Source organism: Flavobacterium sp. 1, from assembly GCF_002797935.1.
In the GTDB taxonomy this organism is placed as follows: Bacteria; Bacteroidota; Bacteroidia; order Flavobacteriales; family Flavobacteriaceae; genus Flavobacterium.
On sequence record NZ_PGER01000001.1, the window covers coordinates 1,161,796 to 1,174,143 of the forward strand.

Annotated in this window: 8 protein-coding genes; all 8 read left to right on the forward strand. The window is 37.0% G+C overall.

Features of this window, described 5'->3' with window-relative positions; translation table 11 throughout:
• Position 1 precedes the first annotated feature (1 nt).
• The 8 genes from CLU83_RS22230 (at position 2) to CLU83_RS04760 (ending at position 12,345) form a co-directional block, all read left to right on the forward strand.
• On the forward strand, positions 2-139 hold the full coding sequence (locus tag CLU83_RS22230; RefSeq protein ID WP_198512249.1) for a hypothetical protein: 138 nt from the start codon (positions 2-4) through the stop codon (positions 137-139).
• An 83-nt stretch (positions 140-222) separates the two neighbouring features.
• A complete protein-coding gene (locus CLU83_RS22235) occupies positions 223-1,134 on the forward strand; it encodes a hypothetical protein (RefSeq protein WP_198512250.1) in 912 nt (303 codons plus the stop codon).
• Positions 1,135-1,180: 46 nt separating this feature from the next.
• Complete coding sequence (locus CLU83_RS22240) at positions 1,181-1,462, forward strand: PDZ domain-containing protein (protein WP_198512251.1); 282 nt, start codon at positions 1,181-1,183, stop codon at positions 1,460-1,462.
• 273 nt (positions 1,463-1,735) lie between these two features.
• A complete protein-coding gene (locus CLU83_RS04740; RefSeq protein ID WP_100430548.1) occupies positions 1,736-3,823 on the forward strand; it encodes a beta-galactosidase in 2,088 nt (695 codons plus the stop codon).
• 375 nt (positions 3,824-4,198) lie between these two features.
• Positions 4,199-7,066, forward strand: coding sequence for a TIM-barrel domain-containing protein (locus tag CLU83_RS04745; RefSeq protein ID WP_100430549.1), 2,868 nt, complete (start codon positions 4,199-4,201; stop codon positions 7,064-7,066).
• A 128-nt stretch (positions 7,067-7,194) separates the two neighbouring features.
• Positions 7,195-7,746: an RNA polymerase sigma factor gene (locus CLU83_RS04750; protein WP_100430550.1), complete on the forward strand. Its 552-nt coding sequence runs from the start codon at positions 7,195-7,197 to the stop codon at positions 7,744-7,746.
• Positions 7,747-7,868: 122 nt separating this feature from the next.
• Positions 7,869-8,810, forward strand: coding sequence for a FecR family protein (locus CLU83_RS04755; RefSeq protein WP_100430551.1), 942 nt, complete (start codon positions 7,869-7,871; stop codon positions 8,808-8,810).
• A gap of 124 nt (positions 8,811-8,934) precedes the next feature.
• Positions 8,935-12,345 (forward strand): SusC/RagA family TonB-linked outer membrane protein, encoded by a 3,411-nt coding sequence (locus CLU83_RS04760; protein WP_100430552.1) that lies wholly within the window; start codon positions 8,935-8,937, stop codon positions 12,343-12,345.
• Positions 12,346-12,348 lie beyond the last annotated feature (3 nt).

Sequence of the window (12,348 nt, forward strand, 5' to 3'; positions counted from 1 at the left end):
GATGAATAAACCTCAAAAAATAATTATAGTATTAGGTCTTTTATGTTCGGCAAGTTTGTTTGCCCAGACAAGTTTGTATGTTGCTCTGAAAGGAAATGATGCTGGACAGGGAACGAAAAAAAAGCCTTTTGCTCTATAGGAAAAGCTGTAGCAGAAGCGCGTAAAATTCCCGGAAATGTAGATATATGCCTAACAGGAGGTACTTATTATGTAGAGCAGCCCGTGGTATTTACATCGGAAGATTCCCGAAAAGAAAGTGAAAAACTCATTATTAAAAGTTTTGATAATCAGAAAGTGATAATCAGTGGAAGTAAAATTCTGGATTTGAATTGGAAAACGTATAAAAATAGAATTTGGCAGGCAAAAGTAACACAGGATATCATTTTTGATCAACTGTTTGTAAATGGGAAATTGCAGCGCATGGCCCGATATCCAAACTTCAATCCAACTGCTCAATATTATGGAGGAACATCAGCAGATGCTCTTTCAAAAGAACGGATAGCACTCTGGGGATTTCCAGACGGAGGCTATGTGCATGCATTACATTTCTCAATGTGGGGTGACTTTCATTATAAGATTACCGGAAAAGACGACAAGGATGAACTGATTCTTGAAAGAGGCTGGCAAAATAACCGTCGTATGCCGATGCATGACAAATACCGTTTTGTGGAAAATATTTTCGAAGAATTAGACACTATAAATGAATGGTTTTACGATAAGAAAAACAAAACGCTGTATTATTATGCGCCAAAGAGTTTAGATATCAAAAAGGAAAAATTTGAGACACCGCAAATAGCGCACTTATTTGAATTTAAAGGTTCGGAAACAAAGGCGGTAAAAAATATTATAATTGAAGGTCTTGGCTTCACACAAACTCTGCGAACCTTCATGCAAAATAAAGAACCATTGCTGCGCAGTGATTGGACTATCTACCGTGGAGGTGCAGTCTTTTATGACGGTGCGGTAAATTGTTCTCTCAAAGATTGTACACTTATCAATCTTGGTGGTAATGCTGTCTTTTTTAATAACTATAATCGCAATTGTGAAGTATCTGGATGTTTGATTTCGGAAATAGGCGCCAGCGCATTTTGTTTTGTAGGAGATCCCAATGCAGTGCGCTCTCCACATACCTGATGTTATAGCTCTCAACAATGAGGAGACCAATGAAATTATTGACTTTATGGGGGCTAAAGTTAAGAACCTGAAAACCTTGGGTGAACAGTCGGCAACTGGAATGGATGATATTCGTGGGATATTGGTAGTGGAAGTAACTGCCGGCTCGGACGCGTCCAAGTTCCTGCAGGCTAACGATGTGATTTTGAGTTACAACTATCGAAAGACCAATAATCTTAACGATTTGTCTGAAGCTCAAAAGTCGGTTATTGGAGATAAAACCGAAGTAGTTATTTTCCGAAATCAAAAAGAAGTAAAGAAGTGGATTGAATTAAAAGGTGAAAAATAATCTGCTGATTAGATAGTATAAAAAAATTACTAGTATCTATTTGTGGTGTCACTCAGTGTGCCGGAATTAACAAAAAGCACGAAAATGATACCCAATTGGATACATTAGGATATTAAACAAAATAAAGGAAACAAATACTTTTGTATGCTAGATTTAGCAAATTAGTTTGCGGTAATCTTCTGCTGTATTTGTTAGATTGAAAATATCTGTTTATAATTACAAAAAAAACCTTACAAAAATATTTTCTCCAAGAAAATTAACCGATTCAAAAAAATGAAAAAAAGTATTAAATTTTGGCTATTACTACTGATGATTTCCGGAATGACCGTGAAATCCCAAAATGCCAAATCGTATTTTCCAGACAAAGATCTGGTAACAACGGGGATCTATTATTATCCCGAACAATGGAAAGAAGACCAGTGGGAACGTGATATCAAGAAAATTGCTGCTATGGGATTTGAGTTTGTCCACCTAGCGGAGTTTGCTTGGTATAAAATGGAACCCGAAGAAGGTAAATTTGATTTTAGATGGTTGGATAAAGTGGTTGACATTTGTGTAAAAAACAATCTGAAAGTACTGATGTGTACCCCTTCGGCAACTACTCCCACATGGATGCGGGTGAATTATCCCGAAACTTTCATCATGGAAAACCACTACATCCGCGCCGAGAACGGGACACGCGGATTAGGCTCGATAACCAATCCAAAATACCGTGCGTTTGTTGAAAGAATTGTGACCGAAATGGCAAAGCGTTACGGGCAGAATAAAAATGTGGTCGGATGGCAGCTCGATAACGAGCCTCCCTCAATTTCTGATTACAGTCCTTCTTCGCAGGAAGCTTTCCGTCAATGGTTAAAAAACAAATACAAAACCGTCGATACTTTGAACGCCGCTTGGGGAACTGCTTTTTGGAGTCAATGGTTCAATAGTTTTGATCAGGTAATTATCCCCAACACCAACTTGGTGGGCTGGTGGGGTAATAATCCACACGCACTGCTTGATTTTAAACGTTACCTTGCCGATATGCAGGCTGAATTTCTCGATTTTCAAGCTGATGCTTTACGGAATTCGATTTCGAAGGCGCAATACATTACCACAAATTATACAGCCATTTGCACCGGAGCCGATCCCAGACGGACAAAGAAAATGGATTTTGCCAGCTACACGGCGTATCCCAATGGTGGCAGTAATAATATTGGCGAAATAGGCTTTCGTTTGGGCGATAGTAAAGCCGTTCTTTTTGCGTCCGAGTATTATAAATCCGTTGGAGGTGTTTCGGGTGTGATGGAAATGCAACCAGGTCCGGTTAATTGGGGCAGCTACAATCCGCTGCTCATGCCTGGTACAGTGCGTATGTGGCTGTATCATAGTTTTGCTGCAGGTGGAAAAATAGCGTGCTCCTACCGTTTTCGTCAGGTTTTGTACAGCTCTGAGCAATATCATGCCAGCGTTATTAAGACAGATGGCGTGACTCCATCGCCGGGAGGGGAAGATTATATTCAGTTCATGAAGGAAATAAAAGATCTCAGGAAACAATACAAACCGAATGCAAAAATGCCTGAAAAATTGGCTTTACGTTCAACGGCCATTCTTTGGAATCTCGAAAATTACTGGACTATCGACAGACAAAAACAGACATTCCAATGGGATGCGTGGAATTATCCGGTCAAATTTCTCGAAATGGCAAAATCCTTAGGCGCTCCTACTGATGTAATTCCAGAAACTGCAGATTTTTCTAAATATAAGTTCCTTATTGTTCCAGCTTATGAATTGGCCGATGCAACTTTGGTAAAAAAATGGAGCGACTATGCAGCAAACGGAGGTAATTTAATCATTACCTGCCGCACGGCAACCAAAGATCGAGACGGGCATTTCTGGGAAGGGGAATGGGCTGCTCCAATATCCGATCTTATCGGTGCTCATGTAAAAGCCACCGATATGCTTTCGGGTTACGCCAAAGGAGATATTTTGATGAAATCGTCCCACTACGGTTGGAATAACTGGGCCGATTTGCTCGATGCCGATAAAAATACCGAAGTGCTTGCTGCTTATGATAACCAGTTCTATAAAGGCAAGGCAGCAGTGGTAAAACGAAAGGTTGGAAAAGGTTCTGTTACTTATATTGGTGTTGACACTGATGATTCAAAACTTGAAAAAGACATTTTGCGTGAGATCTATGCTAAAGCCGGAGCTACCACTGAGGATTATCCAGAAGGAATATACGTTTACTGGCGCGATGGATTTTATACGGCAGTAAATTATACGTCAAATGATTATACAATGACTGTACCTGCAACGGCCAAAGTGCTTATTGGAGAGAAAACGCTTAAACCTGCCGGTGTGCTGGTTTGGAGTGAATAATAATGTTGAAAACCATTCAAGTTATTTTAAAAATGAACTGCTATTGCTAAATCATACTATTAACCTGAACCCGATTATTATTATCTCCAGCGGTTGAAGCTGTTGGTTATAGTTAAATCTGAGATTATTTTTTTTTGAATGATGGCAAAAAAGCAAAATGTTTCCCTCTAGCCCCGATAGAAGTAGAAATCCTTGTGGGTCGGGGTTCGGCTCACAAGATTGAAGCGGATAGCGGGACAATACTTGCTGAAAACACCTAATCTTTCTGCTCCAAAAAAATAATAATCGAGTTCAGGTTTTTATGAAAAAATATAATTAAATCCTATCTTTAGAAATATTTGACAACTCATTATTTTTATTAAAATCTGTTATTAAATGATACAAAAAAAATTACATATCCTGCTTGCAGGATTGTTATTGGCCAGCTGTTCTGCTAAACAATACCAACTGATAGATAGTGGTGTTGTTGTAAATATTAAGCAAACAAATAAAACAGATACACGCAAAGTGCGCTTACAGGTGATGCATGACGAACTTATTCATGTTACTGCCACCCCGGATAAAGAATTTCCAAAAGATTCTACTCTTATTATTGTACCCGGAATTAAAAATACTCCTTTTACGGTAGATAACAGCCATAAAGATTCTATTATGCTGGTAACATCGCGTTTAAAAGTAATGGTATCGAAATTAGATGGAGGAGTTATTTTTAAGGATAAAGACGGGAAACTAATATTAGCAGAAAAAAAGGGCGGGGGAAAAACTTTTACACCCATTGAAGTAGAAGGTACCAAAGGGTTTTCTGTTAGACAAATATTTAATTCTCCGGCAGATGAAGCTTTTCATGGCTTAGGCCAGCACCAAGCCGATGAATTTAATTATAAAGGTAAAAGCGAAGAATTATTTCAGTACAATACTAAAGTATCAGTGCCTTTTATTGTGTCAAACAAAAATTACGGTTTACTTTGGGACAGCTACTCTTTAAGCCGTTTTGGCGACAGCCGCCCTTATAAACAATTGAATAGCGTTTTTAAACTTTATGATAAAAAAGGAAATCAGGGTTCTCTAACGGGTACTTACACCTCTAAAGATAATGGTGTGGAAACTTTGGTACGCAGCGAAGAATCTATTTTCTTTGAAGATATTAAAAGCATAAAAAACCTTCCCAAAAATTTCCCTTTGAAGAACGCAAATGTGACCTACGAAGGAGAAATTGAAGCGTCTGAAAGTGGTGATTTTAAGTTTACTCTTTATTATGCAGGATACGTAAAAGTATATTTAGACAATAAGCTGGTAGTACCGGAACGCTGGAGGACAGCATGGAATCCTAACAGCTATAAATTCTCTATGCAGCTGCAAGAAGGAAAACGTGTACCGCTGCGCATTGAATGGCAGCCGAACGGAGGAACATCTTATTGTGGTCTGCGCGCTTTAACACCACAACAGGCTGACGAGAAAGACAACCAGGTTTGGTGGAGCGAAATGAGCAAAAAGCTCGACTATTATTTTGTTTATGGCAGTAATGCAGATGAGGTTATCAAAGGCTACCGTACACTTACAGGAAAATCTCAGATTATGCCTAAGTGGGCTATGGGATATTGGCAAAGCCGTGAACGTTATAAAACGCAGGATGAAATTCTGGCTAACTTAAAAGAATTCAGAAAACGTAAAATTCCGATTGATAATATTGTGTTAGACTGGAATTACTGGGAAGAAAATGAATGGGGAAGCCATGAGTTTGATAAAAAACGTTTTCCGGATCCTAAGGGAATGGTAGATTCTATACATGCCATGAATGGAAAAATGATGATCTCAGTTTGGCCTAAATTTTATAAAACTACCGAACATTTTAAAGAATTTGACAAGAAAGGCTGGATATACCAGCAGGCAATTAAAGACAGCGTTCGCGACTGGGTAGGCCCCGGTTATGTGGGTTCATTCTATGATGCTTATTCCGGCGGGGCACGTAAACTATTTTGGAAACAGATATACGATAATTTATATCCGTTAGGAATCGATGCCTGGTGGATGGATGCCAGCGAACCGAATGTACTTGACTGTACTGATATGGCTTATCGCAAAGCACTGTGTGGACCAACAGCATTAGGGACATCTACAGAATATTTTAATACGTATGCCCTAATGAATGCAGAGGCTATTTATGACGGGCAGCGCAGCGTTGCTCCAAATAAGAGAGTGTTTTTATTAACACGTTCGGGTTTTGCAGGTTTACAGCGTTACTCTACCGCTACATGGAGTGGAGATATTGCTACCCGTTGGGAAGATATGAAAGCACAAATTTCTGCAGGGCTAAATTTTGCAGTAAGCGGTATTCCTTACTGGACAATGGATATTGGAGGTTTCTGCGTAGAAGACAGATACGTGAAAGGACAGCAGCAATATGACAAAAACGGACAGGAAAATAAAGATTATAAAGAATGGAGAGAGCTAAATACACGTTGGTTCCAATTTGGTGCCTTCGCTCCATTATACAGGGCTCACGGACAGTTCCCATATCGTGAACCGTGGAATATTGCGCCTGAAGGACATCCTGCCTATGCATCCATTGTATACTATACCAATTTAAGGTACAGACTTATGCCTTACATTTATACAATGGCCGGCATGACGTATTTTAATGATTATACAATTATGCGTCCGTTATTTATGGATTTTCCGGCTGATAAAAAAGTAGAAAATATAAGTGATCAGTTTATGTTTGGTCCGGCCTTTATGGTTTGTCCGGTTTACAGCTATGAGGCACGTGAACGCAATGTATACTTTCCAGCGGGTTCTAATTGGTATGATTTTTATACAGGAAATTACATAACAGGAGGTAAGCAGGTAAGCGTTGATGCTCCTTATGAACGTATTCCGTTATTTATAAAAGAAGGATCTATAATTCCCGTAGGACCTGAAATACAGTATACTGGTGAGAAAAAAGCAGATAAAATCGTATTATATGTCTATAAAGGAAAAGATGGCAGCTTCACACTATATGAGGATGAAGACAGCAATTATAATTACGAAAGTGGTAAATATGCAAACATTAGCTTTACTTATAATAATACAAGCAATACACTGACTATTGGTGAACGTAAAGGCCAGTTTGACGGAATGCTAAAAAATCGCACGTTCACAATTGTAACGGTAAGTAAAGACAAACCTAAGGCATTTAACTATGACGCTGATGGACAAAATATAAGTTATGATGGCAATGAACAGAAAATCACTTTAAAATAATATGACAAAAAAAATTTTTTGTATCTCGTTTTCTGAGGCACAAATTTAATCAAAATATCATATTCATACATGAGAGATTTGCAAAGCGACCTATAGCTTTGCAGTAATTTTAAATTTATCTTTTGAATATGACACATAATACTTTCATAAATAAAAAACTTGTTTTCAATAAGGTTTATGAACAAAATTGGAAAGCGTTGTATGTTTTTGCTTTTAATATTCTGAGAGACAAACAATCGGCTGAAGATATTATTCAAGAGATATTTATTGATTTTTGGTTGCGTATGAATGAAACTGATATACAAAATTTTACTGCTTATTTATTTCAGGCTGTTAGAAATCAGTGTGCAAAAAAGCTTAAGTCTAAAAAATTAACGGCTTTTGAGCTAGAGATTTTTGAAGAGGCACTACAGTTAATAGAAGATGAACAAACCATTGAATTTTCGAAAGAATTTTTAATGGAGGAAGTGAAACAAAAGGCTTGTGAGATTTTACCGAAAAAATGTCTTGATATTTTTACGCTTAGATTTTATGATAATATGACCATTAAAGAAATTGCGGAACAAAAGAGTTTATCGATTAGCACTGTTGAAAATCAGATAAATAAAGCTCTTAAATTGTTGAAGGCAGGAAATAATTACTACATTAAATTATTGGGGATACTTATTGTGTGTTCTTAATTGTATTTCTTTTGTTGCTTTTTGTTAAGAATGTTAACAAATTGTAATCCTTATTATATTTTATAGGTGCTGGCTCCTTTTCGTGTACTATACTAATAAAGAACTTATTTAATATAGTGCACATGGGTAAACAATACAAGCATCTTTTCAAAAGATACAGCGAAGGCAAATCGTCTGAAAAGGAAGCAAGAGCGGTAAATACTTATTTTACCAAAATGCAAGATCATGGTATTAAGGAATCCAATATTGATACTGATGCTCTGGGACAGCGTATCCGATTAAAAATTGAAGAAAGATTAGGGCGAAAAAAGAAGACCAATTTTTACAGAATTGCGGCATCCGCTGCAGCTGTTATTCTTTTGGGAACTTTGTGGTTTACTTTCAATTCTATTTTTAATACAAACCACTATATTACTGTTGCAGCCAAATTTGGAGAACAAAAGAATTTGATACTGCCCGATTCGTCAGTCGTTTACTTAAATTCAGGAAGCAGTATTGTCTATCCTGAACACTTTGGAGAAGATTCGAGAGCAATTAGCTTGAAAGGAGAAGCTTACTTTGAGGTAGTACATAAAGAAAAACATCCCTTTATTATTTCTTCCAATCATTTTAAAACTCAGGTTTTAGGAACCCGATTTATCGTAACAAATTACGAAAAAGGGATTCCTTCGGTAACAGTAGTTTCGGGAAAGGTTCAAGTTACAGATCAACATTCTTCTAATTCAGAGATTATCACTAAAAATCAAAGGGTGATTTATGATGATAAGACCGGTTCTTTAGTTAGATGCAATACGATAGAATCTTCAGATTATTTGGCATGGAAAGACGGCAGAGTCTTTTTTGATCATGCTAATATAGATCAAGTATTACTAACACTTCAAAGAAAGTATAATGTTGTTTTAAAATTAGATTCACCTCTTTATCAGTGTAATACTATTAGTGGGAATTTCTCGGGTGATAATATAGAAAAAATCTTAAGCGCTATTCGTTTCATTAATGATATGGATTATACCAAAACTAAAAAGGACACTATAAATATAAGACTTAAACCCTGTAAAAACTGATGCCTATGAAAAGATGAAAGACTACTTAACAGCATAAGAATAAAAAACCCGAACATGGTGGCCACCAATTATCGGGTTGTATTAATTGCAAAATAATTAACATAAAACAAATATATTCAAAATTATGTATCTTGTAACAAAAAAAAATAGCAGTAAAAAGAAGGTTTTATTCTTTTTACTGGTTGCTTTATTGACACAACTGACATTTGCGGCAACAATTAAATCGCAAAGTACAGAATCTACCCCAGTATTAGTTTCAAAAAATGTTTATGAACTTAAGACATTATTTAAGGCTATTGAAAATCAAACTGATTATTCTCTTCTTTATACAGATGAAGTAGCAAAACTAAAAACGCTGACTCCTGTAAGTTCTGGGACACACACATTAGCAGTATTGCTTAAAGAGGCTGCTATTAAGTTTAAAGTTGTTTATCAAATAAATGACGGTTTAATTACTTTTAAGACAAACACTTCCACTAGAGATAAAATAATATCTGTTTTAGCAAAACAGATAAAAATTTCAGGTAAGGTTACAGATAATTCAGGCAAGCCAATTCCCGGAGCTACAATTCTTATTGAAGGAACATCATCTGGAGTTCAAACTGATTTTGATGGCAGTTATACTATTGAGGCAGAGGAAGGACAAATTCTCGTTTTTTCTTGTATAGGATTTAAAACGATTAAACAAACTATTGGACAGGAAAATAAAATTAATGTAGTTCTTACCGAAGAGGCAGAAATGCTAAAGGAATTGGTAATAACTGCATTAGGTATTAAACGAGAAGAAAAAGCACTTGGTTATGCTATGCAAAAAGTGCAGGGTTCTTCTGTTCAGACGGTTAAAGGGATTGACGTTGCGACCTCTTTAACAGGAAGAGTTGCGGGTTTATTAGTAAAAAACAGCACTGAATTTGCCGAAGCTCCAACAGTAGAGCTGCGTGGAGAAAATGCACTACTGGTTATAGACGGCGTGCCGTATGGAAATATGACACTTAGAGATATTCCTGCTGATGATATAGAAAGTTTGAATGTGCTTAAGGGGGCAACCGCATCGGCTCTATACGGTTATAGAGGAGCAAGCGGCGCAATTGTAGTAACGACAAAAAAAGGCAGGGATAAGAAGGGGCTAGCAGTTTCTGTAAATAGCAGTACAATGTTCACTGCTGGTTACTTAGCTATTCCTAAAACGCAAACTGTTTTTGGAAGGCAGATAGATGCAGTTACCAATATTTATAAAGGAACTGGTTCCTGGGGTGTACCGATGGAAGGTCAGAATGTCATCCAGTGGGATCCCATTAGTAAAGCAAATAAGCTGATGCCTTATCTGGCGACTGGAAAGGATAATTTTAAGAATTTCTTAGAACAAGGCTATATTCTTAATAATAATTTCAGCATAACGCAACAAGGCGAACATGGCAGTATACGATCTTCTGCTACTTGGGTAGCCAATAAAGGACAGTATCCTAATTCTCAATATGATAAATATACTTATACCTTGGGTGGTGATATAGATTTGGATAAGTTCAAATTATCATCATCAGTATCCATAAACAAGCAGACTTCTCCGAATATTGGATTTAATGGTTACAAAGGCTACGACCCAATGTATAGCATACTAATTTGGTCTTCTCCAGATTATGATTTAAGAGATTACAAAGATTATTGGCTTGTAAAGAATGAAACACAAAATAATAGTTATACAGGTACAAATAACAATCCTTATTTCGACAGATATGAAAGACTGCATAGTATTGATCGTCAGGTTTTCAATGGTTTTGTTTCGGGAACTTATGAGTTGGCACCAGGATTGAATGCTGTTTTAAGAACGGGTTTTGATACGTATAATAATAAACAGGTTATACGTATATCCAAAGGGTCACTTCAAGGAGCGGGTAATTCTACCGTTATTTTAAACGGCACTGAAATTTGGGGCGAATCGCTAAAAGGTTCTTACAATGAAGGTATGGGAAGTGGTTATAGCTCAAACACTGATTTTATTTTGACAGGGAATAAAAAAATTAAGGATTTTGATATTGAAAGCCTCTTTGGCGGAACTATTTATTATACCGAAGATCAAGGTATTGAAGCCAGAACTCAGGGAGGGCTCACTATACCAGGTTTTTATTCATTAAAATCATCAGTTACTAGTGCAGTCGTAAATTCGACAATATATAAGAGACAAGTTAATAGCTTGTATGGAAGGCTTGCAGGATCATGGAAAAGTATGCTGTTTCTTGAAGGTACTTTAAGAAACGACTGGAGTTCAACTTTACCAAAATCTACTCGTTCATACTTATATCCATCTATATCCAGCAGTTTTTTGGTTTCTGAAATTTTGCCAAAATACGATTGGTTGTCTCTTTGGAAATTTCGCGGTTCTTGGACATCATCAAAGACACCAGCGGGTGTTTATGATTCCAATTCAGTATACAACATAACAACAAGTGCTTGGGGTAGTTCTAATTCTGCCTCATATCCAGATACGGTAAGAGGAAATGAAGTAGCACCAGAGTCTTCAAGTACTTGGGAGGTAGGAACAGTGGCAAATTTATTCAAAAAACGAGCTTCCTTAGATTTTACCTTTTACTCCAAAAGAATGTTTGACTTTTTGAAAGCAACAAGTGTGAGCAGTGCATCTGGTTTTAGTTCTAATTATACTAACATAAATGAAGAAATTACCCGAAGAGGCTTAGAGCTTACACTAAGTGTCACACCTGTGAAAACTACTGATTGGCAATGGGATCTAACGGCCAATTGGTCTAAATATGCCCGCTATTATACAAAACTTGATAGTCAGTTTTCTGCTGACAAACCTTGGGTAAAAGTAGGTGAGAGAGCTGATGCATTTGTTTTGAATGAGTTCCTGAAAGATGGAAATGGTAATATGATTTATGAAAACGGACTGCCGGTATACTCAGCATATGAATCGGTACATGGATATGCTGATCCAGACTGGATATGGGGTTTAACATCATCGCTTCGATATAAAGATTTTACATTAAATATCTCTATGGACGGCAGAGTAGGCGGTTTAGCGCAAACAACTACCGAAATGTATATGTGGCAATCTGGGAATCATCCTGATTCGGTAAACGATATTCGATATAAGGACGCTACTACAGGTACTAGTAATTATTTGGGTGATGGAGTAAAAGTAGTTTCGGGTAATGTTATTTATAATTCTTACGGTGAGATAACCAGTGATACGCGCCAGTATGCTGCCAACGATGTATATGTAACTTATGAAAACTATGTTAAAAGAGTTCATAAAGGGAATGCTTGGGGCGGGACTCCTTCTCCATACGATACTTACAGTACGACCTTCCTGAAATTAAGAGAGCTTTCTTTGACTTATGTAGTTCCGCAGAGAGCATGCCATTTTATAAGAGCTAAGAGTGCTTCTATATCTGCTATAGGGCAAAATTTATTTCTTTGGGCCAAAGATTTCAAATATTCAGACCCTGACGGAGGTTCTGATAATTTTAGCGATCCATCTCAACGATTTGTAGGTTGTAATGTTAAACTTGAATTTTAAATT

Bases quoted from the DNA above. Each gene is read 5' to 3' on its own strand.
- CLU83_RS22230 (WP_198512249.1), top strand. From the start codon at position 2: ATGAATAAACCTCAAAAAATAATTATAGTATTAGGTCTTTTATGTTCG.
- CLU83_RS22240 (WP_198512251.1), top strand. From the start codon at position 1,181: ATGGGGGCTAAAGTTAAGAACCTGAAAACCTTGGGTGAACAGTCGGCA.
- CLU83_RS04740 (WP_100430548.1), top strand. From the start codon at position 1,736: ATGAAAAAAAGTATTAAATTTTGGCTATTACTACTGATGATTTCCGGA.
- CLU83_RS04745 (WP_100430549.1), top strand. From the start codon at position 4,199: ATGATACAAAAAAAATTACATATCCTGCTTGCAGGATTGTTATTGGCC.
- CLU83_RS04750 (WP_100430550.1), top strand. From the start codon at position 7,195: ATGACACATAATACTTTCATAAATAAAAAACTTGTTTTCAATAAGGTT.
- CLU83_RS04755 (WP_100430551.1), top strand. From the start codon at position 7,869: ATGGGTAAACAATACAAGCATCTTTTCAAAAGATACAGCGAAGGCAAA.
- CLU83_RS04760 (WP_100430552.1), top strand. From the start codon at position 8,935: ATGTATCTTGTAACAAAAAAAAATAGCAGTAAAAAGAAGGTTTTATTC.